This is a genomic window from Streptomyces boninensis, from assembly GCF_048572725.1.
In the GTDB taxonomy this organism is placed as follows: domain Bacteria; phylum Actinomycetota; class Actinomycetes; order Streptomycetales; family Streptomycetaceae; genus Streptomyces; species Streptomyces boninensis.
On record NZ_CP183837.1, the window covers coordinates 6,369,907 to 6,395,824 of the forward strand.

22 protein-coding genes, 2 tRNA genes and 1 pseudogene are annotated in these 25,918 nt (G+C 70.8%); 13 read left to right on the top strand and 12 right to left on the bottom strand.

What is annotated here, in order from left to right; translation table 11 throughout:
* Positions 1–162 precede the first annotated feature (162 nt).
* The 4 genes and pseudogenes from ACNNMR_RS29245 to ACNNMR_RS29260 all read left to right on the top strand — a co-directional run.
* A pseudogene (locus tag ACNNMR_RS29245) lies at positions 163–726 on the top strand (M48 family metallopeptidase); the annotation flags it as partial.
* A gap of 144 nt (positions 727–870) precedes the next feature.
* Complete coding sequence (locus ACNNMR_RS29250) at positions 871–2,673, top strand: TerD family protein (protein WP_419997668.1); 1,803 nt, start codon at positions 871–873, stop codon at positions 2,671–2,673.
* A gap of 13 nt (positions 2,674–2,686) precedes the next feature.
* The gene (locus ACNNMR_RS29255) at positions 2,687–3,373 is read left to right on the top strand and encodes an AIM24 family protein (protein WP_419997669.1); all 687 of its coding nucleotides are present in this window, start codon (positions 2,687–2,689) and stop codon (positions 3,371–3,373) included.
* A 19-nt stretch (positions 3,374–3,392) separates the two neighbouring features.
* Complete coding sequence (locus ACNNMR_RS29260; protein ID WP_419997670.1) at positions 3,393–4,157, top strand: AIM24 family protein; 765 nt, start codon at positions 3,393–3,395, stop codon at positions 4,155–4,157.
* Here the strand turns inward: ACNNMR_RS29260 and ACNNMR_RS29265 are convergent, their stop codons facing one another.
* Together ACNNMR_RS29265 and ACNNMR_RS29270 are read right to left on the bottom strand one after the other, a co-directional pair.
* Positions 4,158–4,691 carry an NUDIX hydrolase gene (locus ACNNMR_RS29265; protein ID WP_419997671.1) on the bottom strand — a complete coding sequence of 178 codons (534 nt, stop codon included), beginning with the start codon at positions 4,689–4,691 and terminating at the stop codon, positions 4,158–4,160.
* Positions 4,688–6,154, bottom strand: coding sequence for a zinc-dependent metalloprotease (locus ACNNMR_RS29270; protein WP_419997672.1), 1,467 nt, complete (start codon positions 6,152–6,154; stop codon positions 4,688–4,690). Before ACNNMR_RS29270 ends, ACNNMR_RS29265 begins: the two co-directional genes overlap by 4 nt.
* Before the next feature lie 162 nt (positions 6,155–6,316).
* Between ACNNMR_RS29270 and ACNNMR_RS29275 the strand changes: the two genes are divergently transcribed.
* From ACNNMR_RS29275 to ACNNMR_RS29285, 3 genes are all read left to right on the top strand, one after another.
* Positions 6,317–7,432, top strand: a complete 1,116-nt coding sequence (locus ACNNMR_RS29275; protein ID WP_419997673.1) for an SDR family oxidoreductase — start codon at positions 6,317–6,319, stop codon at positions 7,430–7,432.
* Between the two features lie 529 nt (positions 7,433–7,961).
* Positions 7,962–8,417 carry a molybdenum cofactor biosynthesis protein MoaE gene (locus tag ACNNMR_RS29280; RefSeq protein ID WP_419997674.1) on the top strand — a complete coding sequence of 152 codons (456 nt, stop codon included), beginning with the start codon at positions 7,962–7,964 and terminating at the stop codon, positions 8,415–8,417.
* A 330-nt stretch (positions 8,418–8,747) separates the two neighbouring features.
* Positions 8,748–9,839 (top strand): PDZ domain-containing protein, encoded by a 1,092-nt coding sequence (locus ACNNMR_RS29285; protein WP_419997675.1) that lies wholly within the window; start codon positions 8,748–8,750, stop codon positions 9,837–9,839.
* Positions 9,840–9,875: 36 nt separating this feature from the next.
* Here ACNNMR_RS29285 and ACNNMR_RS29290 read toward each other — a convergent pair whose 3' ends face one another.
* A complete protein-coding gene (locus tag ACNNMR_RS29290; protein WP_419997676.1) occupies positions 9,876–10,454 on the bottom strand; it encodes a PPA1309 family protein in 579 nt (192 codons plus the stop codon).
* 200 nt (positions 10,455–10,654) lie between these two features.
* Here ACNNMR_RS29290 and ACNNMR_RS29295 point away from each other — a divergent pair, with 200 nt between their 5' ends.
* From ACNNMR_RS29295 to ACNNMR_RS29310, 4 genes are all read left to right on the top strand, one after another.
* Positions 10,655–13,522: a UPF0182 family protein gene (locus tag ACNNMR_RS29295; RefSeq protein ID WP_420000519.1), complete on the top strand. Its 2,868-nt coding sequence runs from the start codon at positions 10,655–10,657 to the stop codon at positions 13,520–13,522.
* 51 nt (positions 13,523–13,573) lie between these two features.
* A tRNA-Met gene (locus ACNNMR_RS29300) sits at positions 13,574–13,647 on the top strand.
* Between the two features lie 237 nt (positions 13,648–13,884).
* Positions 13,885–15,696: a tetratricopeptide repeat protein gene (locus tag ACNNMR_RS29305; RefSeq protein WP_419997677.1), complete on the top strand. Its 1,812-nt coding sequence runs from the start codon at positions 13,885–13,887 to the stop codon at positions 15,694–15,696.
* Positions 15,697–15,779: 83 nt separating this feature from the next.
* Positions 15,780–15,853, top strand: a tRNA-Met gene (locus tag ACNNMR_RS29310).
* A 56-nt stretch (positions 15,854–15,909) separates the two neighbouring features.
* Here ACNNMR_RS29310 and ACNNMR_RS29315 read toward each other — a convergent pair.
* The 4 genes from ACNNMR_RS29315 to ACNNMR_RS29330 all read right to left on the bottom strand — a co-directional run bounded on the left by ACNNMR_RS29315 (position 15,910) and on the right by ACNNMR_RS29330 (position 19,303).
* A complete protein-coding gene (locus ACNNMR_RS29315) occupies positions 15,910–17,046 on the bottom strand; it encodes an ABC transporter substrate-binding protein (RefSeq protein WP_419997678.1) in 1,137 nt (378 codons plus the stop codon).
* Positions 17,047–17,061: 15 nt separating this feature from the next.
* The gene (locus tag ACNNMR_RS29320; RefSeq protein WP_419997679.1) at positions 17,062–17,934 is read right to left on the bottom strand and encodes an ABC transporter permease; all 873 of its coding nucleotides are present in this window, start codon (positions 17,932–17,934) and stop codon (positions 17,062–17,064) included.
* On the bottom strand, positions 17,931–18,746 hold the full coding sequence (locus ACNNMR_RS29325; protein WP_419997680.1) for an ABC transporter ATP-binding protein: 816 nt from the start codon (positions 18,744–18,746) through the stop codon (positions 17,931–17,933). The genes ACNNMR_RS29320 and ACNNMR_RS29325 overlap by 4 nt, the downstream gene beginning before the upstream one ends.
* A gap of 140 nt (positions 18,747–18,886) precedes the next feature.
* On the bottom strand, positions 18,887–19,303 hold the full coding sequence (locus tag ACNNMR_RS29330) for a Fur family transcriptional regulator (protein WP_419997681.1): 417 nt from the start codon (positions 19,301–19,303) through the stop codon (positions 18,887–18,889).
* Positions 19,304–19,446: 143 nt separating this feature from the next.
* On the opposite strand from ACNNMR_RS29330, the gene ACNNMR_RS29335 reads away from it, so the two are divergent.
* Positions 19,447–20,895 (top strand): catalase, encoded by a 1,449-nt coding sequence (locus ACNNMR_RS29335; RefSeq protein ID WP_419997682.1) that lies wholly within the window; start codon positions 19,447–19,449, stop codon positions 20,893–20,895.
* A 70-nt stretch (positions 20,896–20,965) separates the two neighbouring features.
* Here the strand turns inward: ACNNMR_RS29335 and ACNNMR_RS29340 are convergent, their stop codons facing one another.
* Together ACNNMR_RS29340 and hisN are read right to left on the bottom strand one after the other, a co-directional pair.
* On the bottom strand, positions 20,966–21,361 hold the full coding sequence (locus ACNNMR_RS29340) for a cyclic nucleotide-binding/CBS domain-containing protein (RefSeq protein WP_419997683.1): 396 nt from the start codon (positions 21,359–21,361) through the stop codon (positions 20,966–20,968).
* Positions 21,362–21,528: 167 nt separating this feature from the next.
* Positions 21,529–22,323: a histidinol-phosphatase gene (gene hisN, locus ACNNMR_RS29345; protein WP_419997684.1), complete on the bottom strand. Its 795-nt coding sequence runs from the start codon at positions 22,321–22,323 to the stop codon at positions 21,529–21,531.
* A 167-nt stretch (positions 22,324–22,490) separates the two neighbouring features.
* Here hisN and ACNNMR_RS29350 point away from each other — a divergent pair, with 167 nt between their 5' ends.
* A complete protein-coding gene (locus ACNNMR_RS29350) occupies positions 22,491–23,156 on the top strand; it encodes a TetR/AcrR family transcriptional regulator (RefSeq protein ID WP_419997685.1) in 666 nt (221 codons plus the stop codon).
* On the opposite strand, the gene ACNNMR_RS29355 is transcribed toward ACNNMR_RS29350, so the two are convergent.
* From ACNNMR_RS29355 to aroA, 3 genes are all read right to left on the bottom strand, one after another.
* Positions 23,122–23,445, bottom strand: a complete 324-nt coding sequence (locus ACNNMR_RS29355; RefSeq protein WP_420000520.1) for a DMT family transporter — start codon at positions 23,443–23,445, stop codon at positions 23,122–23,124. The genes ACNNMR_RS29350 and ACNNMR_RS29355 overlap by 35 nt on opposite strands.
* A 77-nt stretch (positions 23,446–23,522) precedes the next feature.
* Positions 23,523–24,533, bottom strand: a complete 1,011-nt coding sequence (gene rsgA / locus ACNNMR_RS29360; RefSeq protein ID WP_419997686.1) for a ribosome small subunit-dependent GTPase A — start codon at positions 24,531–24,533, stop codon at positions 23,523–23,525.
* 9 nt (positions 24,534–24,542) lie between these two features.
* Positions 24,543–25,892 (bottom strand): 3-phosphoshikimate 1-carboxyvinyltransferase, encoded by a 1,350-nt coding sequence (gene aroA, locus ACNNMR_RS29365; protein WP_419997687.1) that lies wholly within the window; start codon positions 25,890–25,892, stop codon positions 24,543–24,545.
* Positions 25,893–25,918: the final 26 nt, after the last annotated feature.

A 25,918-nucleotide genomic window follows, 5' to 3' on the forward strand; every position in this document is an offset into this window, starting at 1 on the left:
CGTGATCCCGCCCACACCATGCCCGATCCGCCCGAGGCGGGCCGAAAGTTATCCACAGGCTGGGGGAGTTAGTACGACAACCCGGGCGTCCCGCCCGACCGCGCCGCCCGGATCTGGCCACGGCCCGGGACTTATGTCCGTCTCAACAGGTAACGTCGAGGCGTGCCTGCCGACCAAGAGCACGCCGCCGGACGCACACCCCGACCCACGAGCGCGGTCGAGGTTCGCCGCAGTGCGCGCAGGCGCAGAACCGTGTCGGCCTATCGCGAGGGCGATCGCACCGTCGTCCTGATCCCCGCCCGGATGAGCGAGGCCGAGGAAGAGCGCTGGGTCGCGGTGATGCTCGACAAGCTCAAGGCGCAGGAGAAGAAGCGCCGCCCCGGGGACGCCGAGCTCGCCGCGCGGGCCGCGCGGCTCTCGGCGCAGTATCTCGGCGGCAGCGCCTGCCCCGCGAGCGTCCGCTGGGTCACCAACCAGAACACCCGCTGGGGCTCGTGCACCCCCTCCGAGGGCAGCATCCGGCTGTCGCACCGCCTCCAGGGGATGCCCGAGTACGTCATCGATTACGTGCTCGTGCACGAGCTCGCGCATCTGCTGGAGCCCGGCCACGGTCCCGGCTTCTGGCGTCTCATGGAGGCCTATCCGCGCACCGAACGCGCCCGCGGCTACCTCGAAGGCGTGGTCGCCGGCGAGTCGCTGCCGTACGTGCCGACGGCCCGCGACGAGGAGCGCGATCAAGAGCGCGACCAAGGGCGCGATGGCGACCGCGAGCAGGAACCCGCCCTCCCGGGCGGCGAATCGAGCGACTAGGGTAAGCCAGCAGCCCGCAAGGGCGTTATGTCAACATCTGCAGGGGGATGGTCGTTTCGCATGTCCAGGCAATTTCAGCGCGGCCACAAGGCCAAGATCAGCGACCTGACCGCGGGCACTGATCTGTATGTGGGCGTGAACATATCCGCACCGGGCCTCAGCTTCGACATCAGCTGCTTCGGCCTCGACGGGGACGAGCGCCTCTCCGACGACCAGTACTTCATCTTCTTCAACCAGCCGAAGTCGCCGGAGGAGTCCATCCAGCAGCTCGGCGCCCAGTCCGGCGACACCGAGTCGTTCCGCGTGACGCTCGACCGCATCCCGCAGCAGATCCGCAGGCTCTCCTTCACCGCGACCATCGACGGCGGCGGCCAGATGTCGCAGGTCGGCCCCGGCTGGATCCGCATCGTGGCCGGGGGAGAGGAGGTCGTGCGGTACGCCTTCGACGGGTCGGAGTTCACGACCGAGCGTGCCGTGATGCTGGGCGACTTCTACTTCAAGGACGTGTGGCGTTTCGCGGCCATCGGGCAGGGCTTCGAGGGCGGTCTCGACGCGCTGCTGAAGCACTTCGGCGGCGAGGTGCTGGAGGAGCAGGGCGGCGGCCAGCAGGCGCCCGGCGCGGCGCCGGGCTTCGCCCCGCCCGCCGAGGCGGCGGCCCCGCCGGCCTTCGCGCCCCCGGCGCAATCGGCGCCCCAGGCGCCGCAGGCCCCGGCACCCGCCCCGGCCCCCGCGCCCGCCCCCGCCCCCGCGAACCAGGCCCCCACCCAGCCCGCCGGCTTCGGCCCGCCCCCGGCCGCCACCCCGCCGCCGGGCCAGCCCCTGCCCGTACCCCCGCCGGGCGGCCAGGCAAGCCCACCACCGGGCGCCCCGGCCCCGGGCCAGCCCCTCCCCGTACCACCCCCTGGGCAGTCGGCCCAGCCGCCGGGCGCGGTCCCGCCCCCGGGCCAGGGCGCGCAGCCCCCGGGCGCGATCCCGCCGCCCGCCCAGGGAGCAGGCGCCCCCGGCGCCGTCGCGCCGCCCGGCGCGGTCCCGCCCCCGGGCGCCGTACCGCCGCCCGGCCAAGCGGTCCCCCCACCCGGCCAGGCCGTCCCGCCCCCAGGCGCTCCCGGCCAGGCCCTCCCCAACCCCTTCGCTCAACCCGGCGGCGCCCCCATGGCCGGCGCCCCCGCCCCCGGCGCGTACGCCGTCCCGCAGCAGCCCCCGCTCGGCCTCAGCAAGGCCATCGAGCCGTACCGCGAGGTCCCCACCGGCCAGCGCTGGACCCAGCAGAACGCCAAGCTGGTCCGCGTGGACCTCGGCACCGACGGGCAGCCCGTGCTCGCTCGCCAGGGCAGCATGGTGCTCTACCAGGGCAAGGTGGAGTTCTCGTACAAGGGCTCCGGCGTCGTCGGCCGCGTCGTCGGCAATGCCACCGGGCAGGAGATGCAGCTGATGCGCTGCACCGGGCGCGGCCAGGTCTTCCTCGCCGACAACGCCGCCTACCTGCACCCGATCGAGCTCCAGGGCGACGCCATCTGCGTCTCCGCCGAGAATGTCCTCGCCTTCGACGAGAGCCTCCAGTACGAGGTCCGCCGCATCGAGGGCCACGGCATCCCGGGCGGGGCGCTCTTCACCATGCAGTTCCAGGGGACGGGGCAGGTGATCGTCAAGACGCACGGCGTCCCGGTCGTCCTCCCGGTCACGCCCACCACGTACGCCGACGCGCAGTCCGTCGTCGCCTGGTCGGCCGCCGCCCAGGTGGTCCTCTCCAGTCAGGTGAGCCTGCGCCGGACCGCCTATCCGGGGCACAGCGGGGAGACCGTGAACCTCCAGTTCCGCGGTGCGCCCGGCAATTTCATCGTCGTCCAGCCGTACGAGATCTAGAGGGAGCGAAGTCATGGACCAGACACTGATCTCGGGCTACGCGCCCACCCCGGTCGCCGCCCGCATGGAGAACCACGGCTCCACCATGCTGAAGGCGGTCCTCCAGACCGGCCAGGACCTCTACGCCCGCGCGGGCTCGATGGTCGCGTACGAGGGCTTCGTCCAGTACGAGCCCAACCCGCCGCAGCTCCGCCAGGCCGCCGCGCAGTGGCTCACCGGCGAGGGCGCCCCGCTGATGAAGTGCCACGGCGACGGGCTGATCTACCTCGCCGACTACGGCGCCGACGTGGTCTGCGTAAACCTCAACAACGAGGCCCTGTCGGTCAACGGCACCAACCTCCTCGCCTTCGACGCCCACCTGAACTTCGGCGTCGAGCGGGTCAAGGGCCTCGCCAAGCTCGCCGGCCAGGGCCTGTGGAACGTGTCGCTCAGCGGCACCGGTTGGGTCGCGATCACCTCGCGCGGCGCGCCCGTCGTCGTGGACTGCGCCAGCAAGGGCGAGGACGAGACCTATGTCGACCCGGACGCGCTCGTCGCCTGGTCGACCAACCTGAAGCTCAAGGGCAAGCGCACGATGAAGATGGGCGCGCTGGTCGGCCGCGGCAGCGGCGAGGCGTTCCAGATCGCCTTCTCGGGCAACGGCTTCGTCGTCGTGCAGCCGAGCGAGGATTCGACCGACCGTCTCCGGGTCCGGGGCTGAAGGGGGAGGGCACCACATCATGCAGAGCCCGCTTTTCGCATACGTCGAGAACCAGACGCAGGAGCGGTACGCGCTCCAGAACCCGTACCTGCTGCGCGCCTTCCTGGACGGGCAGAGCGACATCCTGGCGCGCAAGGGCGCCATGGTCGCGTACCAGGGAATGATCGAATTCGACGGCGAGTTCCAGTCCCACCAGCGCCGCCGCGCCCGCGCCATGGCGGGCGGGGAGGGCCTCGACCTGATGCGCTGCTCAGGCCAGGGCACGGTCTACTTCGCCAACCTCGCCCAGCACATCCATGTCGTGGACGTCCCCCAGGACGGCCTGACGGTGGACGGTGCGTACGTCCTCGCGCTCGACTCCACGCTGCACTGGGAGATCATCGCGGTCGACAGCCAGTACGGGATCTCCGGCTCCGGCAAGTACAACCTGGAGATCACCGGCCGCGGCAAGGTCGCGCTGATGACCTCGGGCAAGCCGCTGCTGCTGGAGATCACGCCGGAGAAGTTCGCGTCCGTGGACGCCGACGCCATCGTGGCCTGGTCCTCCGGGCTACGGGTGCAGATGCAGTCGCAGACCTCGTCGTCCGGGGTCTGGCGGCGGCGCGGCAACACCGGCGAGGGCTGGGAGCTCAACCTCACCGGGCAGGGCTACGCGCTGGTGCAGCCCAGCGAGCAGCTGCCGCCGCAGAACGCGCAGATCGGCGGCGGCGTCCGGGCCCAGTTCGGCATGGGCGCGCAGGGCGCCCACGGCCAGAACCAGGGGAACATCTTCAGTAACCGATGATCAGTAATCGATGACGGCCCGGGTGGCGGACAGCAGCCGTACGACGGATTCGTCGGCGACGTCCGCCACCTTGTCGTACGGGAACCAGCGCAGGTCGAGCGACTCGTCGCTGATCTCCGGCACCGCGCCCGCGGGGGCGAGGGCGGCGTACTGGACGTCGAGGTGCCAGGCGCACGGCGTCTTGTGGCGGTCGAGGCGGACCGGGCCGCCGCCGATCACCACCAGGCCCTCGATGCCGGACTCCTCGGCGGCCTCGCGCAGCGCGGCCTGGTCGAGGGTGCGGTCGGTGGGCTCGCAGTGGCCGCCGGTCTGCAGCCACATGTTGAGCTTGCCGTGCAGCGTGAGCAGCACGCGCTCGCGCGTCGGGTCCACCACCAGCGCGCTGGCGGTGAGGTGGCCGTCCGCGCAGGACTTCCACATGCCGTCGGGGTGGGAGGCGAGATGCGCCAGGTACGCATCGCGCAGGCTGTCCTGGTCGGCGTCCGGGGCGGTCCACTCCTTGAGGGCCCGCCCCGCGTCGTCGTAAAGGCTCACTTGGAGTCGTCGTCCTTGTCGTCGCCCTGGCCGTCGGCGTCGCTCTTGGAGCCGGCTTCGCCCTTGGGCTTCTGCGCCGCCTCCCCGAGCATCTTGTCCAGCTCCGAGAAGTCCGGCGACTCGCTGTGTACGAACCCGTCCGGGTCGTCCAGGTCCGACGCCGTCGGCAGCATGTCCGGGTGCGTCCACAGGGCGTCGCGGCCGTCCGTGCCGCGGGCGTCGGCGAGCGAGGCCCACAGGCGGGAGGCGTCGCGCAGCCGGCGCGGGCGCAGCTCGAGGCCGATCAGGGTGGCGAAGGTCTGCTCGGCCGGGCCGCCGGTGGCGCGGCGGCGGCGCAGCGCCTCGCGGAGCGCGCCCGCGGACGGCAGGTGCGGCTCGGCGGCGGCGTGCACCACAGCGTCCACCCAGCCCTCGACGAGGGCGAGCGCGGTCTCCAGACGCGCCAGGGCGGCCTTCTGCTCTGGGGAGTCCTCCGGCTGGAACATGCCCTGCTGCAGCGCGTCCTGCAGCTCCTCAGGCCGCGACGGGTCGAGCTGGCCGACGATGTCCTCCAGCTTGGCCGTGTCGACCTTGATGCCGCGGGCATAGCCCTCGACGGCGCCGAAGAGATGCGAGCGCAGCCACGGCACATGGGCGAAGAGCCGCTGGTGGGCGGCCTCGCGCAGGGCCAGGTAGAGCCGCACCTCCTCTTCCGGTACGCCGAGGCCCTCGCCGAAGGCCTTGACGTTGGCCGGCAGCAGCGCCGCCTTGCCCGCCGGGCCGAGCGGCAGGCCGATGTCGGTGGAGCCGACGACCTCGCCCGCGAGCACGCCGACGGCCTGCCCGATCTGGCTGCCGAACATGGCGCCGCCCATGGAGCGCATCATGCCGATCAGCGGACCGGCCATCTCCTGCATCTCATCCGGCAGCACGCTGCCCATGGCCGAGCCCACCCGCTCCGCGACCGGGTCGACCAGGTCCTTCCACACCGGGAGGGTGTTCTCCACCCACTCGGCCCTGGACCAGGCCACCGCGCTGCCCGAGCCGGAGGGCAGGGCCGTAACGCCGTCGAGCCACAGGTCGGCGAGGCGCACGGCCTCCTCGACGGCGGCCTTGTCGTGCTCGCCGACGCTGGCGTCCTTGGAGCCGTCGGGGCCGCCCTGGGCCACGGTCTGGCGGGCGATGTCCTTGGCCATGTCCCAGTTCACCGGGCCGCCCTCATAGCTCAGCATCTGGCCGAGCTGCTGGAAGGCGGCGCCCAGGTCGGCGGGGTTGAAGCCGCCGGGGCCGCCGGGCTGGCCGCCGCCCATGGAGCCGAAGATCGCCGCGAAGGGGTTATCGGCACCGCCGGCGCCACCACCGAACCCGAAGGGGTCCTGGCCGCCCTGGCCGCTGCCCTCGCCCCGCTTCTTGGGACCGTCCTTGCCGTCATCGCCGTCGTCCGGCTCCTGCGGAAGGCCGAATCCGAATGGGGTGTCACTCACGATGTCCTCGGCTCTTAGGTGTCTGGTGGGGTGAAGTAGCTTGCTTGGTTACCGACACATCCAGCCTAGGCCCGTGCGCCGCTTTACGGCTCGGTGCTCGTCGTGCCCGCCGGCTGCGGCAGGATGGGTGAAACTACCTCAGACAACAGCTGGAGCCGCCCGGTGAGTTCCCCGGAACCGAACGTTCGCGCAACGCGAAAACGCCACTCCGCCGCAGGTCCCGTGGTGGCGGTGACCGGCGCAGGGGACGGCATCGGCGCCCTGCTCACCGCCCGACTGGCGGCATCGTCCGAGGTCAAGCAGGTGCTGGGCATCGATGAGCGGCGTGGTGACTTCGCTGGTGCCGAGGACGCGACGTGGCATGTTCTGGACGTACGGGACCCGGCTATCGCCGAGAAGCTGCGCGGCGCCGATGTGGTGGTGCACCTCGCGCTCGATCTCGATCTGGAGTCCGATCCGGCGGCCCGTACGGCGTATAACGTACGGGGTACGCAGACGGTGCTGACGGCCGCCGCGGCGGCCGGCGTGCGGCGGGTGGTGCTGTGCACGTCGGCGATGGTCTACGGGGCGCTGCCCGACAATGCGGTGCCGCTCGCGGAGGACGCGGAGCTGCGGGCCACGGAGGAGGCGACCGGGGTCGGGGACCTGCTCGAGATCGAGCGGCTGGCGCGGCGGGCGCCTAAGGCGCACCCGGGGCTTAATGTCACGGTGGTGCGGCCCGCGGCGCTGGTGGGTGGGGTGGATACCCCTCTGACCAGGTATTTCGAGTCTCCGCGGCTGCTGGTGGTGAAGGGGTCGCGGCCGTGCTGGCAGTTCTGCCATGTCGATGACCTGGCGAGTGCGCTGGAGTTTGCTGCCCTGGAGAAGGCTGAGGGGGAGCTGGCGGTCGGCTGTGACGGGTGGCTGGAGCAGGAGGAGGTCGAGGAGCTGACGGAGATCCGGCGGATGGAGCTCCCGTCGGCGGTGGCGCTGGGCACGGCGTCGCGGCTGCATCGGCTGGGGCTGACGCCGTCGCCTGCCGGGGACCTGGCGTACACGATGCATCCGTGGGTGGTGAGCGGGTCGCGCCTCCACGATGCGGGCTGGCGCCCGCAGTGGACGAACGAGGAAGTCCTGGCAGAGCTCCTGGCGGAGGTCTCGGGCCGCCACACGGTGGCCGGCCGCCGGCTGGGGCGCAAGGATGCGACGGCTGCTGGTGCGGCGGGTGCGACGGTGGCGTTGCTGGGCACGGCGGCGGTTGTGCGGAAGGTGCGGAAGGCGCGGCGGGGGCGGCTGTAGCGCGGACGGTGCAATGGCGTTGCTGCGCCCTGGGCGATCGCGCCTGGCGGCGCTCGCCCTCAAGCGCCGGGCGGGCTTTGGGGCGGGTCGGCCGCCGCCGTGGGCCGGGTGCGGGGTGGGGGTACGTCCTCACGCGGCACCGACATCTATGGCTGGCGCGTGCTGCTCATCCCCGCGCTGCGGGCGCACCCCCACCCCACACCCTCCTAGCGCTGCCGGGCGGCGGTCCCGCGCGGCGCATCTGCAGCACCTCGTACGCCGCCGTGCGCCAGCCCCCCGCCTCCTGCCACGCGCAGCGCACCTGCACTCATGGTCCGGCGCCCGGCAGCCCAAAAGGACCCACCTCCCCCTCTCCCGCAGGAGGCCCTCCGTTTCCCGCACCGAGCCGGCCGGGACCCGGCAGCGCGGCCGTCACCATCCGATGCCAAGCCATCCGCACCCGACCGTCCGCCGAGCTCCGGTCCCACGGGGCCTGGCCTGCGTGGAAGTGGGATTCCGGATTCCGGAGTGATCGGGCAGACTGAGCCGTATGGCTCAAGCGCATCCCGGCGAGTTCGCCGCCGACGATCCGATCCGGCTGCTCGGCATTCGCGAGACCCCGCTCTCTCTCGATGAGGTGTACGCAGCTGTGGGGGACGCCGCCGCCGGCGGCATCTCCATCTTTGTCGGGACCGTGCGGAATCACGATGGCGGGCAGGACGTCGACGAGCTCGGGTATTCGTGTCATCCCACCGCCGAAGCCGAGCTGCGGCGGATTGCCGAGAAGGTCGCCGCCGAGCACCCCGTACGGGCGCTCGCCGCCGTCCATCGCGTGGGTGACCTCGCCATCGGCGACATCGCCGTCATCGCCGCCGTCGCCTGCCCCCACCGCGGGGAGGCCTTCGAGGCCTGCCGCAGCCTTATCGACACCCTCAAGCACGAGGTCCCGATCTGGAAGCACCAGCGCTTTTCCGACGGGACCGAGGAATGGGTCGGCGCCTGCTAGGGCAGCCATAGGGCTGTCGAACAGCCCGATCAAGGGCCCGGTCAACAGCCCGATCAGCTGCGGTCCGAGTTGCGTAACCCCCGCCCACGCGAAAGCGTTCTCGTACCGACGGAATCATCAGATGTACAGGAGAGCGGGATGGCTGCAATTGCGTGGCTGGTAATCCCCGTTGCCTCAGCAGTGGCAGCGGCGATATGGGCGGGTTGGGCGACCCGTACGAAGAAGACAGGGGACGTCGCAGAGCTGGCCGGCTACGCCCGATTCCGCGAAGCGATGGAACGGTCGCACTCGCGTTCCGGCGCCGCATAAGCGTCCCGTACTGTCATCCATATGCCACGCCGCACCGCGACGCTTCTCGCCGCCACTCTCACCCTGATCGCGCTGCTCAGCGCCGGGGTGCTCATTCCGGTGCCGTACGCGGAGATGTCTCCGGGCCCGACGGTCAACACCCTGGGCGACCACGACGGCGACCCGGTGCTGAAGATCGAGGACCGCAAGACGTACCCGACCACCGGGCATCTCAACATGACGACCGTCCGCGTCACCGGCGCGGACTACCGCATGAACCTGCTGGAGGCGGTCACCGGCTGGCTCGCCCGTGACGACCAGGTGGTGCCGAGGGAGTCGGTCTACCCGGAGGGGCAGACGGCCGAAGAGGCCGATCAGCAGAACGCCGAGCAGTTCACCATGTCCCAGGAGAGCGCCAAGGTGGCGGCGCTCAAGCAGGTGAAGATCCCCTTCAAGTCCTGGGTCAATGTCGCCTCCGTCGTCAAGGACGGCGCCGCCGAGGGCAAGCTGCACGCGGGCGACATGATCAAGGCGGTCGACGGCCACGAGATCGAGAAGGCCGAGGACGTCTCCAAGTACGTGACCAAGCACAAGCCCGGCCAGAAGACCGTCTTCACGGTCATCCCGGCCAAGCGGGTCGCGGCGGCGAAGAAGGTCGGCAAGGAGCCCACCGGCGGTGAGAAGCAGGTGACCCTTACGACCCGCAAGGCCGAGGATGACGGTCGCGCGATCGTCGGCATCGCGGCCGGGCCGGATCACGCCTTCCCGTTCAACATCGACATCAAGCTGGCCGATGTCGGCGGGCCCAGCGCGGGCCTGATGTTCGCGCTCGGCATCGTCGACAAGCTGGAGAAGACCGACCTCACCGGCGGCAAGTTCGTCGCCGGTACGGGCACCATCGACGACAACGGTGTGGTCGGTCCCATCGGCGGCATCGAGATGAAGACCATCGGTGCGCGCGACAAGGGCGCGGAGTACTTCCTCACCCCGAAGGAGAACTGCGCGGCCGCCGCCAAGGACATCCCCGACGGCCTCACCCTGGTGAAGGTGGGCACGATCAAGGATGCGATGGCGGCGCTCAAGGACATCCGCGAGGGCAACGACGACCAGCTGCCGTCCTGCACGAAGGACTGACGCCTGACTGACGCCCCAGAAGGCGTCAGTCAGGCGTCAGTCCTCGAAGGTCGCCGCCAGCGCCTGCGCCAGCCCCGGCACCAGCTCGGCCCCGGTCAGCACCTCCGTGGCGCTGTCCTTCTCGCGCAGCCGGATCGCGCACTCCCGCGCCCCGTCCCGCAGCACGCCCACCGTCATCCGGACCTCCTGCCGCTCCGGGTGCTTGGCCACCCATTCGGCGAGCTGTGTCTCCCCCTGGCCCTCGGGGAGCTTCGCCTCGGCCGACGGCGGCAGCATCAGCCGCTCCAGCGTCACCGCACAGCCGCCGACCGCGTCCGGCCACGCCACCGTCGCCAGGAACTCGTCGAGCTCCTGCCCGGCGGGCAGCTGGTCCTGCTCGATCGGCGTGTACGTGACCCCGGCCTGGCCGTTCGCGGGCTGCTCGTCGAGGCCGAGCTGCGCGGCGAGCCCTGGCTCCTGGGCGCGCAGCTGCGAGGTGTCGACGAGGGCGAAGAAGCGGGCCGGCTGGTCCCAGCCGAAGCCGGCGGCGTATTCGTCGATCTCGAGTACGGCCCGGGTCAGCGGGCTGGCCGCAAATGCGGCGCCGTCCGTGGCGCCGGTGGGAAGGTTGGACATGGTCGACATCCTGCCTCATTGCGAGCCACGCGGCGGAGCCGCATATCGATTCAGAACGGACCGGACCCCATCAGCGGGAACCGAGTAAAGCTTTAGTAAGTTTGCACAGTGAGCCCCCTGTAACGGGGGCTCGGGCCGATTCCCACCGAAACGGCCCATTCCGACACATCGATCTCGAGGTGCGCACCTTGGCTTTCCAGATGCCGGACCGGGGCTCCGGCGGCTCAGGCGGCCCGTCCGGTCCGCGGATCAACATCGGCCGCCCGTCGCGGCGCATGCGGACCCTGTTCCTGACGCTGGGTGTGCTCGCCGTACTGGCCATCCTCTTCGTCATGTTCGCCGGGTTCTGGACCGACTGGCTCTGGTACCGGTCGGTTAAATACACGTCCGTCTTCACCACGACGCTGTGGACGAAGGTCGGTCTCTTCCTTGTCTTCGGGTTGCTCATGGCCGCGGCCGTGGGGGTCAACATCTGGCTGGCGCACCGGCTGCGGCCGCCGCTGTCCGCGATGTCCCTGGAGCAGGAGTCCCTTGACCGCTACCGGATGAACATCGCCCCGTACAAGAAGTGGATCCTGCTCGGGCTCTCCCTTCTCGTCGGGCTGATCTCCGGCGCCTCCGCCTCCGGCCAGTGGCGCACCTGGTTGCAGTGGGTGAACGGGCAGAGCTTCGGGCAGACCGATGCCCAGTTCCACAAGGACATCTCCTTCTACGTCTTCGACCTGCCCTGGTATCGCTTCCTGCTCGGCTTCGGCTTCGCCGCGATCGTGCTGTCGCTGATCGCCGCCGCGCTGGTGCACTACCTCTACGGCGGCCTGCGCATCTCCAGCCCGGGCGCCCGCGCCACCTCGGCGGCCACCGGGCATCTGTCGGTGCTGCTGGGTCTCTTCGTCGCCCTCAAGGCGGTGGCGTACTGGCTGGACCGGTACGGCCTGGCGGTGAAGTCCAGCGGCCTGAAGTCGACCGACGGGTGGACGGGTCTGAAGTACGTCGACGCCAATGCCTACCTGCCGGCGAAGACGATCCTCTTCGTGATCGCGATCATCTGCGCGGTGCTGTTCTTCGCCACCCTGTGGCGGCGCACCTGGCAGCTGCCGCTGATCGGCCTCGGCCTGATGGCGCTCTCGGCGATCCTGATCGGCGGGCTCTACCCGGCGATCGTGCAGAAGTTCCAGGTCCAGCCGAACGAGCAGGCCAAGGAAGCGCCCTTCATCAAGAAGAACATCGATGCCACCCGCAAGGCGTACGACATCGATACGGCGCACGTGAAGGACTATTCCGGGCAGAGCAAGAAGGACGACCAGGAGCTGCGCGACGCCGTCGACACCACGGCCTCGATCCGGCTGCTCGACCCGAACATCGTCTCCCCGACCTTCCAGCAGCAGCAGCAGGTCAGGGGCTATTACCAGTTCCCGTCCACGCTCGACGTCGACCGCTACAAGGACAAGACGGGCAAGGAAGCCGACACGGTCGTCGGCCTCCGCGAGCTGAACATGAACGGCATCCCGGAGAAGGGCTGGATCAACAACCACTTCCGCTACACCCACGGCTACGGCATGGTCGCGGGCAAGGGCACCGAGGTGAACGGCACCGGCGGCCCGGTCTACCGGGAGAAGGACCTGCCGCCCGAGGGCGACCTCGGCGAGTACGAGCCGCGGATCTACTACGGCGAGAAGACCAACCAGTACTCCATCGTCGGCGGGCCCCAGGACGAGGTCGACTACTCGTCGGACGCGGGCGAGCAGACGTACAAGTACACCGGCAAGAGCGGTGTGAGCCTCTCCAACGGCTTCAACCGGGCCGCGTACGCCGTCGCCTTCGGCGAGCCGCAGATCATGTACTCGGGCGCGATCGGCGAGGGCTCCAAGGTGCTGTACAACCGCACCCCGAAGGAGCGCGTCGAGGCCGTCGCCCCGTGGCTGACCATCGACGGCGACCCGTACCCGACGGTCGTGGACGGCCGGGTGAAGTGGATCGTGGACGCGTACACCACGACGAACGGCTATCCGTACGCCTCCCGCACCACGCTCGGGGAGTCGACCTCGGACTCGCTGACCGATGACCAGCGCTCGGTCGTCGCCCAGCAGAACCAGGTCAACTACATCCGCAACTCGGTGAAGGCCACCGTCGACGCCTACAACGGCACGGTGAACCTCTACGAGTGGGACGAGAAGGACCCGGTCCTGAAGACGTGGATGAAGTCCTTCCCGGGCACGGTGAAGTCCAAGTCGGAGATCCCGCAGGCCCTCAAGGACCACATGCGGTATCCGCAGGACCTGTTCAAGGTCCAGCGGGAGCTGCTGACGCAGTACCACGTCACCAACCCCAAGCAGTTCTACTCCGGTTCCGAGCAGTGGCAGATCCCCGAGGATCCGACCACCAAGGACAAGAGTTCGGTGCCGCCGTACTACCTCAGCATGAAGATGCCGGACCAGAAGTCCCCGAGCTTCGCGCTGACCACCACCTTCACGCCACGAGAACGCGAGAACCTCGGGGCCTTCATGGCGGTCGACGCGGATGCGCGCAGCGATGACTACGGCAACATCAGAATCCTGAAGCTGCCATCGACATCGCCCGTGCCAGGGCCGAAACAGGTGCAGTCGCGCTTCAACTCCGATACGGAAGTCGCCGACAAGATCAACATTCTGCGCAGGGGTGACTCCGAGGTGGAGTACGGCAACCTGCTCACGGTGCCGCTGGAGGGAGGTCTGCTCTATATCGAGCCGGTCTACGTCCGCGGCGCCGGCACCAACTACCCACTCCTGCGGAAGGTTCTCGTCACGTACGGCGAGAAGACCGCCTTCGAGGACACGCTGCCAGAGGCGCTCGACGTCGCCTTCGGTGTGAAGGAGAGCACACCGGCGGAAGAGGAAGAGGAAGGCGGCGGCAAGAAGAAGCCGGACAAGCCGAACCAGTCGCTGGAGGAAGCGCTGAAGGACGCCGACAAGGCGTTCAAGGCGGGCCAGGACGCGCTGGAGAAGCAGGACTGGGATGCGTACGGTCGCGCCCAGGAAGACCTCGAGGAGGCGCTGAAGCGGGCCGCTGAGGCGGAGAACAAGACCGGCTAGCGGCTGGTCATGAGCCCACCTCGCGCCGTGCTAGGGTTGTGCACACAACGGCGCGGGGTGGAGCAGCTCGGTAGCTCGCTGGGCTCATAACCCAGAGGTCGCAGGTTCAAATCCTGTCCCCGCTACTGAAGGTCAGGGCCCGGAGTCTTCGGACTCCGGGCCCTGACGCATGTCCGGACCCCTTACGGCCACGGACGTTCGTACGTCAAGCGGACCGTCGCGGATCCACTCCATCGGGGGGCAACTGGCTTGATTGGTTTGGGGGGTTGTGATGTCGGGAAGTCGACAAAACGCTGAAGTGACCTTCCTGGCTGAGGTATACCAGGTGTACGCGGGTTGCAGGTGATGCGACGATGGTGGTTATGGGGGAAGAGGCAAGGGTGTTGGACGCCCGTCGAGTTGACGGCGGCGTGGGTGAGCGACATGACGAGGCGGCTGCCGAGCTCCGGTACCGCCAGGCCGCCGACGCCGGAGATTGCGCTGCCCTGAGCTCGCTGGGCGCCCTGCTGCTCCGCCGCGGGGACCTTGAGGGTGCTGAACCCTTTCTGCGCCGGGCGACCGCGGACGGCGACCGCGCCGCGGCCAACAACCTCGGCGTGCTGCTGCACCAGCGCGGCCTCGGCGACGAGGCGGCCGGCTGGTGGCGGATCGCCGCGGTGGCGGGCTCCGCGCCCGCCGCGCACGCGCTCGGCCGGCATTACCGCGAGCGCGGCGACGAGCCCGCCGCCGAGTACTGGCTGCGCCAGTCCGCCGAGTCCGGCCATGCGCTGGGCGCGTACGCGCTCGCCGACCTGCTGGAGCACCGCAGCGACGTGGGCGCCGAGCGCTGGTTCCGCGCGTCCGCCGAGAAGGGCCACCGCGAGGGCGCCTACCGCCTCGCCCGCGCCCTGGACCGGCGCGCCCGCGGCCACCGTACGGACGGCGCTCAGGGCACCAGTCCCAACGCGAGCCACGGGCCCGTACCGGACACGCTGACGCGCGCCGCGACCAACCCGCAGCTCGCCGGCGAGGCCGAGCAGTGGTACCGGCAGGCCGCCGCGCGCGGCCACCGGCGGGCCGCGCTGCACCTCGGCACGCTCCTGGAGGAGCGCGGGGAGGCCAAGGAGGCCCAGCGCTGGTACCTGACCTCGGCGCGCGACGGCGAGGCCAAGGCGGCCTGCGCGCTCGGCTTCCTGCTGCGCGACGCGGGTGACGAGGTCAGCGCCGCGGTGTGGTGGCGGCGCGCGGCCCAGGACGGCGACGGCAACGCCGCGAACGCGCTGGGTGCGCTGCACGCGGACCGGGGCGAGACGCAGACCGCGGAGAAGTGGTACCGGGCGGCGCTGGATGCCGGTGACGTGAACGGCGCGTACAACCTCGCGCTGCTCTGCTCCGGGCAGGGGCGGGCCGAGCAGGCCGAGCAGTGGTACCGGCGGGCGGCCTACGCGGGCCACCGCGAGGCCGCGAACGCGCTCGCCGTGCTGCTGCTGCAGCGCGGCGACTCCGCGGGCGCGGAGCCGTGGTTCTCCAAGGCGGCCGAGGCGGGCAGCGTGGACGCCGCCTTCAACCTCGGCATCCTGCACGCCGGGCGCGGCGACGAGGGCGCGGCGCTCGGCTGGTACGAGCGGGCCGCCGCGGCCGGGCACACCGAGGCCGCGCTGCAGGTCGGCACCGCGCTGCTGCGGGACGGCGAGGAGAAGGAGGCCGCGGATCACCTGCGGTGCGCGGCCGAGGGCGGCAGCGCCGAGGGTGCTTTCCGGCTGGCCGCGCTGCTCGACCGGGACGGTGCCGATACGGCGGAGGAGTGCGAGGGCTGGTATCGCGCCGCCGCCGAGCAGGGGCACCGGCGGGCGCAGGTGCGCGTCGGCATGTGCGCGGCGGAGCGGGGCGATGTCGCGGAGGCCGGGCGCTGGTACCGGGCCGCGGCTGAGGCCGGGAGCCGTAACGGCGCCTTCAACCTGGGCCTGCTCCTCGTCCGCGAGGGCAGCGAGCGGGAGGCCGCCGTGTGGTGGCACCGGGCGGCCGAGGCGGGCCACGGACGCGCCGCGCTGCGCCTGGCGCTGCTGGCGGCGCGGCACGGGGACCTGGCGGAGGGCCGACAGTGGGCGGACCGCGCGGTCGAGCTCGGCCCGGCGGAGGTCGCGGAGCGGGCTGCGCGGCTGCGCGATGCGCTGGTGCAGGAGCTGTCGGCGTAGGGGCCTGCCCCGGGGGCCGGGGGTCGCTCGTAAAGCGATTTGCACTGGTCGTCGGGCTAGGGGTAAGGTTGTGAACACAACGACGCGGGGTGGAGCAGCTCGGTAGCTCGCTGGGCTCATAACCCAGAGGTCGCAGGTTCAAATCCTGTCCCCGCTACTCTGAACCGAAGGCCGGTCCGATCTGGACCGGCCTTTGGTGCGTCTACGGGCGCCTTACGGCTTGTGGCCCACCGCCTCCGCGTAGAAGGCGCGGTCCACCAGCTTGTCCTCCGGGAGCGGGTCGCCCTTCGTGACCCCGGCGTCGGTGTACGACTTCTGCAGCCGGTCCGTCGTGCCCTTCCTGATCTCCCAGTCCATCGTCAGCGACGGGACCGACTTCAGGACCGACTCGTCCACCTTCAGCATCTTCGCCAGCTCCGTGACGAAGGCCGGGTCCTTCTTGTAGTCGTCGCGGAAGTACGTGTTCAGCGTACGGACGTATGCCCTGGTGAAGGCCACCCCGGCGGCCCGGTCGTCGTTCAGCAGGGACGGGCCGAAGAGGACGCCGCCCAGCGGCTCGCCCTCCGGCTGGCCGCCGATGAAGCCGTAGTCGGCGTCGCCGTCGACCTTGCGCCAGGCCGGGTCCAGGAGCCAGGCCGAGTCGACGCCGCCGTTCTGCAGGGCGGTGAGGACGTCGGCGGAGCCGAGCTGCTGGAAGTCGACGGCGTCGAGCTTTGTGCCGCGGGCCTTGAGGGCCTTCTCCATGGCGTACATGATCACGGAGCCCTTGCCGATCATGGTGCCGATCTTGAGGCCGTCCAGCTTTGCCGTCTTGGCGGTCTCGCCGTTCTTCAGCTTCACCCACAGGCCGCTGCGGGATTTGGGGGAGGAGGAGTAGTTCGCGGCGGTCCACTTGATGTCGAAGCCGCTGTTGATCCCGTTGATCACCGCCGCCTCGGGCGCCGCCCACTGGGCGTCGATCTCGCCCTTGGCGAGGAGGGGGAGCGCGTCGGGCGTCGGCAGCGTCTTCAGTTGTACGTCCAGGCCCTCCTTCTTGAACTCGCCCTTCTTCACCGCCATTTGGAGTGGGGCCACGTACTCGGCGTTCAGTGTGCCCGTCACCACGGTGAGCTTGCGCGGCTTCTTCAGCGGCTTCGGGGCCGGTGCGCCGGACTTGCAGCGGGCCGGGGCACGGTCGGGGGCGAGGTCGGCGGGGTCGGTCCAGGCGTCGGCGCCGCAGCCGGCGACCGGCTTGATGGGGCGCGGCTTGGCATCGTCCGAGGAGGATGAAGGGCTGCTGGCGTTGCTGCAGGCCGCCAGCGCGAGAGCGGCGCACACGGACAGGGCTAGCGGGGTGGTGCGGGGTCGCATGGAACCTCCGGGTCCTTAGTTCTGGCCGCGGCCGCGGTCGCGGGGTGCCCATGGGGTGAGCAGGCGGCCGCCTAGGCGGATGAGCTCGGAGAAGAGCACGCCGAGGACCGCCACGCAGACGATGCCGACGAACATCACGTCGTTCTGGAAGAGCGCGCGGGAGTCGAAGATCAGGTGGCCGAGGCCGTCGTTCGCCGCCACGGCTTCGGAGGCGACGATGACCAGGACCGCCACGCCTGCCGCGATCCGGGCGCCCACCAGGACGGCGGGGAGCGAGGCGGGCAGGAGTACGTGCCGGAACATCTGCCACGGTGAGGCCCCGAAGACCTTGCCCGCGTCCCGGTGGCCCTCCGGGACCGCCAGCACCGCCGCCATCGTCGAGATCCACACGAAGAAGAAGACCGTCGCGGCGACCAGGGCGATCTGCGGGCCCTCGCCCAGGCCGAACATGTTCAGGAAGATCGGGAGGAGGGCGAGCTTGGGGACCACGTACAGCGCATCCAGGGTGGGCTCCAGGGCCGCCCGTACGAGGCTCATCGAGCCCATCAGCAGCCCCAGCAGATAGCCGGAGACCGTGCCGATCGCGTACCCCGCCAGCACCCGCTTCAGCGTCGCCCACACGTCCGGCCACAGCTCGCCGTCGCCGGCCCGCTGCCAGCCGTCGGCGGCGATGTCGCTCGGGGCCGGGTAGACGCGCTCGTCGATCCAGCTCTGGGTGGCGGCCAGCTGCCAGAGGAGGATGCAGACGATGGGTACGGCGACGGCGAGGGCGATCTCCAGCGTGCGGCGCCTGCGGTGGGTGCGTACGGGATGGAGCTCCTGCGGGCCGGGGCGGCGCAGCAGCGTCGTGGGCTCGGCCGGGGGCTTGGTGCTCGTGTCCGTGCTCATGCCGGCACCGCCGTTTCGGCCGGGGGCCGCACTTCGCCGCGCAGCAGCGCCCACAGCTCGCTCTTCAGCTCGGTGAATTCGGGCGCGGAGCGGACGTCCCCGCTGCGCGGGCGGCCGAAGGGCGGCCGTCGCTCGGCGATGATGCGCCCCGGCCGCGCGGACATCACCAGGACCCGGTCGCCCAGGACGATGGCCTCCTCCAGGCTGTGGGTGATGAAGAGCGTGGTCGTACGGGTGGTCTGGGTGAGCTCCAGCAGCTCGTCCTGGAGGATCTGGCGCAGCTGGGCATCCAGGGCCGCGAAGGGCTCGTCCATCAGCAGGACCTCCGGCTCCACGGCCAGCGCCCGGGCGATCGCCACCCGCTGGCGCATGCCGCCGGAGAGCGTCGCCGGGTAGGCATCGCCGAAGTCGGTCAGGCCCATGCGGGCGAGCCAGCCGCGGGCGCGCTCGTCCGCCTCGCGGCGCGGGACGCGCTGGATGTCGAGGCCGAAGCGGACGTTGGCGAGCACGGTCTTCCAGTCGTAGATGCCGTAGTCCTGGAAGATCATGGCGGCCGGACGCGGGGTGGCGGCCGACAGCCGCAGCTCGCCGGCGCTCGGGCGCAGCAGCCCGGCGGCGATCCGCAGCAGCGTGGATTTGCCGCAGCCGCTGGGGCCGACGACGCAGGTGAACTCGCCCTCGGGGATGTCGAGGTCGATCGGCCCGAGCGCCTCGACGGCCTTCGGGCCGCGCCCGAAGGTGCGGGCCAGGCCTTGGGCGCTCAGCTTGGCTTCGGGGTGATCGCTGGGTGGGGTCGGGTGCGGGTCGCCCACTGTGCCTCCTCGCTGGAGTGGCCGGAACTCATCGATCTCCGCGAGAATATGACGGACCGTCAGATCCGGGAAGAGGGTGGGACGCCCAGCAAAAAACCCCGGCCCATGGGGCCGGGGTCAACGCGTGGTGGTGGTGCGGGTCAGGCGCTCGCGCAGTTGGGGCACAGGCCCCGGTACGTGACCTCCGCGTCCTGGACCACGAAGCCGAAGCGTTCCTCCGCGGGCAGGTCCGCGACCGGGTTGCCGCGCGGGTGCACGTCGCGGATCGCGCCGCAGCGGGAGCAGACCAGGTGCTGGTGCGGGCGGTGGGCGTTCGGGTCGTAGCGCTTTGCGCGGCCGTCCGTGGCGACCTCGATGACTTCGCCGATGGAGACCAGCTCGCCCAGGGTGTTGTAGACGGTGGCACGCGAGATCTCGGGGAGCCGGGACACCGCCTTGTCGTGCACCTCGTCGGCGGTGTAGTGCACATGGTCGCCGTCGAGTACCTCGGCGATGACACGACGCTGGGCAGTGAGGCGCCAGCCGCGCCCGCGCAGTCGTTCCAGGAGGTCACTCATGGGCCAAGCGTAGCAGCGCAGCGGCCCAGCGCCAGAACCGTTACGGAATTCACACCCATCTTGACTTAGACAATGTCCAATGTACGATCGGTCGCAGGACAGATCCCGAACCACTGGGATTAGCGATATCTGGGAGGCCCTACGTGACTGGCCCGCTGACGACCGAATCCGGTGCTCCGGTAGCCGACAACCAGCAGAGCGAGACCGCGGGACCCGGCGGCCCGGTTCTGGTCCAGGACCAGCACCTGCTGGAGAAGCTCGCGCACTTCAACCGCGAGCGCATCCCGGAACGCATCGTGCACGCCCGCGGCGCGGGTGCGTACGGCACCTTCACCGTCACCAAGGACGTGACCAAGTACACCCGGGCGAAGTTCCTCTCCGAGGTCGGCAAGCAGACCGAGACCTTCCTGCGGTTCTCCACCGTCGCCGGCAACCTCGGTGCCGCGGACGCCGTCCGTGACCCGCGCGGCTTCGCGCTGAAGTTCTACACCGAAGAGGGCAATTACGACCTCGTCGGCAACAACACCCCGGTGTTCTTCATCCGGGACGCGATCAAGTTCCCCGACTTCATCCACACCCAGAAGCGCGACCCGTACACGGGCAGCCAGGAGGCGGACAACGTCTTCGACTTCTGGGGCCTTTCGCCCGAGTCCACCCACCAGGTGACCTGGCTCTTCGGTGACCGCGGCATCCCCGCCTCGTACCGCCACATGGACGGCTTCGGCTCGCACACCTTCCAGTGGAACAACGAGGACGGCGAGGTCTTCTGGGTCAAGTACCACTTCAAGACCGACCAGGGGATCAAGAACCTCACCGCCGAGGACGCCGCCAAGCTCGCCGGCGAGGACCCGGACTCCCACCAGCGCGACCTGCGCGAGTCGATCGAGCGCGGCGACTTCCCGTCCTGGACCGTGTCCGTGCAGATCATGCCGGCGGCCGAGGCGGCGAACTACCGCTTCAACCCGTTCGACCTGACCAAGGTCTGGCCGCACGCGGACTACCCGCTGCACGAGATCGGCAAGCTGGAGCTCAACCGCAACCCGGAGAACATCTTCGCCGAGGTCGAGCAGTCCATCTTCAGCCCCGCGCACTTCGTGCCGGGCATCGGCCCGTCCCCGGACAAGATGCTCCAGGGCCGCCTCTTCGGCTACGGCGACGCCCACCGCTACCGCGTCGGCATCAACGCCGACCACCTGCCGGTGAACCGCCCGCACGCCACCGAGGCGCGCACCCACGGACGGGACGGCGTGATGTACGACGGCCGCCACAAGGGCGCCAAGAACTACGAGCCGAACAGCTTCGGCGGCCCGGTGCAGACCGACCGCCCGCTGTGGGAGCCGGCGCAGGTCTCCGGCGCCACCGGCGACCACGTCACCCCCTCGCACGCGGAGGACAACGACTTCGTGCAGGCCGGCAACCTCTACCGGCTGATGTCCGAGGGCGAGAAGGAGCGCCTGGTCGCGAACCTCGCAGCGGCCATCTCGGGCGTCTCCCGCGATGACATCGCCGAGCGCGCGATCGGCAACTTCGCCCAGGCGGACGAGGACTTCGGCAAGCGGCTGGAGGCAGCGGTCCAGGCCCTCCGCGCCTGACCACGCTGCTTGTCGAACAAACCACAGAGGCCGGACGCCATAGGGCTCCGGCCTCTGTGCTGTTCCGCGGCTACACGGCCGCGGCCGTGCTGCGCTCCGATGCCCAGCAGCGGGTGATGTCGCGTACGGAGACGATGCCCGCGGGCTCCGCGTTCTCCAGGACGATCAAGTGCCGGAAGCCACCGTGCGTCATGGCCTCCGCGGCCTCCTCCAGGGACCAGTCAGGGGTTGCGAAGACCACGTCCGTCGTGGTGTGTGCGGCGGCCCGCTCGCGGTCCGCGTCCTGGCCCGCGCCCACCGAGTTGAGCACGTCGCGCTCGGTCAGAATGCCGATGCCCGCTGTGTCCGGGTCGAGGACCACCGCGGCGCCGACCCGGCGGGCGGACATCAGCGCGGCGGCCTGGCGGAGGGTGTGGTCGGGGCCGATGGTCAGGACCACCGTGCTCATCGCGTCTCGTACGAGCATGGAGTGAGGCACCTCCTGTGAGGGGTTGTGCGTGCTTTCACAATCGCACAAGCAGGGGGATTCTCATGTTCACATGCCGGTGCCGCCCCCAACAAGAGGCGCGTGGAGTGGGCTTCGTGGAAGCCGAGCCCCAAGAGGCCGGTTTGGGTCCGGGGTTGGGCCGGGGGTTACGACCCCAGGTAGCTCAGCAGCTCCCCGTGCAGCAGCCCGTTGGACGCCGCCGCGTTCCCGCTGTGCACGCCGCGCTCGCCGTCCAGGCCGGTGAAGGTGCCGCCGGCCTCCTCGACGATGATTGCGTTCGCCGCCATGTCCCACAGCGACAGCTCCGGCTCCGCGCACATGTCGACGGTGCCCTCGGCGACCATCATGTACGGCCAGAAGTCGCCATAGGCGCGGGTGCGCCAGCAGTCCTTGGACAGGTGCAGGAAGCCGTCCAGCTTGCCGCGCTCGTCCCAGCCGCCCAGCGACGAATACGCGAACGAGGCGTCCTCGACGCTCGCGACCTCCGAGACCTGCATCCGCGTCGCCTTCGACAGGCTGCGCCCGGTGTACGCCCCGCCGCCCGCGGCCGCCCACCAGCGGCGGCCGAGCGCGGGCGCCGAGACGAGGCCGACGACCGGGGCCTGGCCGTGGTCGGTGGGGACCATGAGCGAGATCAGCGTGGCCCAGACGGGCACGCCGCGCACATAGTTCTTGGTGCCGTCGATCGGGTCGATGATCCAGCGCCGCGGGCCCACACCCTCGAGCCCGTACTCCTCGCCCATCACGGCGTCCCGGGGCCTGGCGCGGCGCAGCTGGCCGCGGATCAGCTCCTCGGCCTGCTTGTCCGCCTCGGACACCGGCGTCATGTCCGGCTTGGTCTCGACCTTGAGGTCGAGAGCCTTGAACCGGTCCATGGTCGCGTTGTCCGCGGCGTCCGCCAGCACGTGCGCCAGCCGTAGATCGTCATGAAAACCCGCCATGGGGTGAACAGTAATGCTGATCGCGGCCCCCGTGGGGTTCGGGGAGTCGCCCACGCCCCTCATTGCGCCCGCTTGGGGCCGCTACGCCCCTTGACAGCACTGGGCTGCGAGTCAATTCTGACGGCACGGCGGGGCCCGCCAAGTCGTCACAGCTGTCGGAGGCCATGATGCCCACAGCGCGAGAAGGACTGCTCGACGCCGCGTACGCAGCGCTGCGGAACCGGCCTTGGGCCGGGGTGCGGATGGTGGACGTGGCCGCCGCGGCCGGGGTGTCGCGGCAGACCCTCTACAACGAATTCGCCAGCAAGGAGGGCCTCGCCCAGGCGCTCGTCAGACGCGAGGTGGACGGCTACCTCGGCGGCGTCGACCGCGCCCTCGGCGCGGCCGACCGGGCCGGCGCGGATGCCGCCGGGCGGCTGGCCGCCGTCGGCGCCTGGACGCTGCGTTCGGCCCGCACCAATCCGCTCGTACGGGCCGTGCTGACCGGGTGCTGGAGCGAGCGGTTACCCGTGCCCGTACGGGCCGGGCGGCTGCCCGCGCAGCGGCCCGGGCAGGGCGGGACCGTGGTGGAGCGGCGGCTGGTGGCGCCGGTGGAGAGCCCGACCGAGGTGCTGGACAAGGTGTGCGACCGGGTGGTGGCGGCGCTCGGCCAGGAGTGGCAGGGGCCGGGTCTGGCCGCGGCGTGCGAGGAGTTCACGCGGGTGGCGCTCAGCTACGTAGTGGCGCCTGCGGCTCCCAAGGAAGGCGCCGAGGGCGCCGAGGCCATCGCGGGTCTGGAGCGGCTCGCGGGCCGGCTCGTCAGTGGGCGCCGCCCGACAGCTGAAGGCCGATGACGCCGACGATCACCAGCGAGATCGAGACGAGCTTCAGCGTCGAGACCACGTCGCCGAGGAAGATCATGCCGTAGATCGCGGTGCCGGCCGCGCCGATGCCGGTCCACACCGCGTACGCCGGACCGACGTCCAGCCGCTTGAGCGCGAGGGTCAGCAGGCCGAAGCTGCCGAGGGCGAAGACGCAGAAGGCAACGGTCGGCCACAGCCGCGTGAAGCCATGGGACAGCTTGAGGCAGACGGCGAAACCGGTCTCGAGGATTCCGGCCACGACGACCAGCAGCCAGGGCATGTGCTTTGCCTCCACTTGGTTGACGCCAGTCTGAATTATGACTGACGGGCCGCCACGAGGCACGCGAACATGCCTTGTCAGTCGCCTTCTTTACGATCCCGTGTCGCCAGCAGGCGGCGCAGGGAATAGAGGCGGGCCGGGTCGGCGTGGCCTTCGGCGACCCAGGCGTCCAGGGCACAGTCCGGCTCGTCGTGGCTGCAGGCGCGGGGGCAGTTCTCGGCGCCGGGGAGCAGGTCGGGGAAGGCGTTGATGACGCGGGCCGGGTCGATGTGGTTCAGGCCGAAGGAGCGGACGCCGGGGGTGTCGATGACCCAGCCGTCCTCGTCGTGCGGCAGCTTCAGGGCCAGCGCGGAGGTGGTGGTGTGGCGGCCGCGGCCGGTCACCTCGTTGACGTCGCCGACGGCGCGTTGGTGGTCCGGGACCAGGTAGTTGACCAGGGTCGTCTTGCCCACGCCGCTGTGGCCGACGAAGGCGGTGATGCGGTCGGTGAGGTATTCGCGTACGGCATCCGCGGCGTCGCCCGAGGCGAGATCGTCGCGGTTTACGGCGACGGCGCGGACCCCCAGCGGGGCGTACGAGCTCAGCAGCTCGTCGGGCGACGCCAGGTCGGACTTCGTCAGCACCAGCAGCGGCTCAAGCCCCGCGTCGTACGCCGCCACCAGGCACCGGTCGATCAGCCGCGGCCGCGGCTCCGGGTCGGCGAGGGCGGTGACGATGGCGAGCTGGTCGGAGTTGGCGACGACGATGCGCTCGTACGGGTCGTCGTCGTCCGCGGTGCGGCGCAGCGTCGAGGAGCGCTCCTCGACGCGGACGATACGGGCGAGGCTGCCCTCGTCGCCGGAGGTGTCGCCGACGATCGCGACCCGGTCGCCGACGACGATGCCCTTGCGGCCGAGCTCGCGCGCCTTCATGGCCGTGACGACGCGGTCCTCGACCAGGCAGGTGATCCGGCCGCGGTCGATGGTCACCACGAAGCCCTCGGCGGCGTCCTCGTGCTTGGGCCGGTTACGGCTGCGCGGCCGGCTGCCGCGGCGGTCGGGGCGTACGCGGACGTCGTCCTCGTCGGTGTTCTTGCCGTAGCGCCGCATCGCGGGTGGTCAGGCTCGCCGCGCGGGGAGGCCGAGGAACCCCGTCCACATCTCGTCGAAGTCGGGCAGGGTCTTGGCGGTGGTGCCGATGTTCTCCACCTCTACACCTTCCACCGCGAGGCCGATGACCGCTCCCGCAGTGGCCATCCGGTGGTCGTCGTACGTGTGGAAGGTGCCGCCGTGCAGTGGGCGGGGCGTGATCGCGAGGCCGTCGGCCGTCTCGGTGACGTCGCCGCCGAGGCCGTTGATCTCGCTGGTGAGGGCGGCGAGCCGGTCCGTCTCGTGGAGGCGCAGGTGGGCTACGCCGCGCAGCTGCGACGGGGTGTCGGCGAGCGCGGCGACGGCGGCGATGCCCGGGGTGAGCTCGCCGACCTCGCCCAGGTCGATGTCGATGCCGTGGATCTTGCCCGTACCGGAGAAGGTCAGCCCCGCGTCGGTGAGCTCGCAGGAGCCGCCCATGGCGGTGAAGATCTCGCGGAGCGCGTCGCCGGGCTGGGTGGTCTGGCGCGGCCAGTCGCGGATGGTGACGGTGCCGCCGGTGATCAGGGCGGCGGCGAGGAAGGGCTGGGCGTTGGACAGGTCCGGCTCGATCGTGAGGTCGCGGCCGAGGAGGGCGCTGGGGGCGACCCGCCAGACGTTCGGCTCGCCGCCGTCCTCCGGGGCGTCGACCTGGGCGCCGGCGGCGCGCAGCATGCCGACCGTCATGCGGATGTGCGGCATGGAGGGGAGGGTCTTGCCGGTGTGGCGGAGAGTCAGGCCCTGGTTGAAGCGGGGGGCGGCGAGGAGGAGGGCGGAGACGAACTGGGAGGAGGATGAGGCGTCCACCTCGACCATGCCGCCGTCCAGGGCGCCGCCGCCGTGCACGGTCATCGGGAGGGCGCCGCGGCCCTCGTCGTCGATGCGGGCGCCGAGGTCGCGCAGGGCGTTGATGACGCCGTGCAGGGGGCGCTCGTACGACCGGGGGTCGCCGTCGAAGCGGATCTCGCCGTCGGCGAGGGCGGCGACCGGGGGCAGGAAGCGCATGACGGTGCCGGCATTGCCGACGTCCACCTGCGCCGGGCCGCGCAGGCCCGCCGGGATGACCCGCCAGGCCTCGCCGGTGCCGTCGGGGCCCACACCTTCGTCGATGCTGATGCCCATGGCGCGCAGCGCGTTCGCCATCAGGACGCTGTCGCGGGAGCGCAGCGGGCGGCGCAGCCAGCCCGGCTCGGCCGCGAGGGCGGCGAGGACCAGGGCGCGGTTGGTGACCGACTTGGAGCCCGGCACGGTGATGCTCCCCGAGGTCGGTCCGGGCGCGTGCGGCGCGGGCCAGAGGGCGGAGGCGTCCGTGTGTGTGGCGTGCTGAGTAGGGCCGGTCATGGGCTTCACTCTAGTGGGATTCCGGC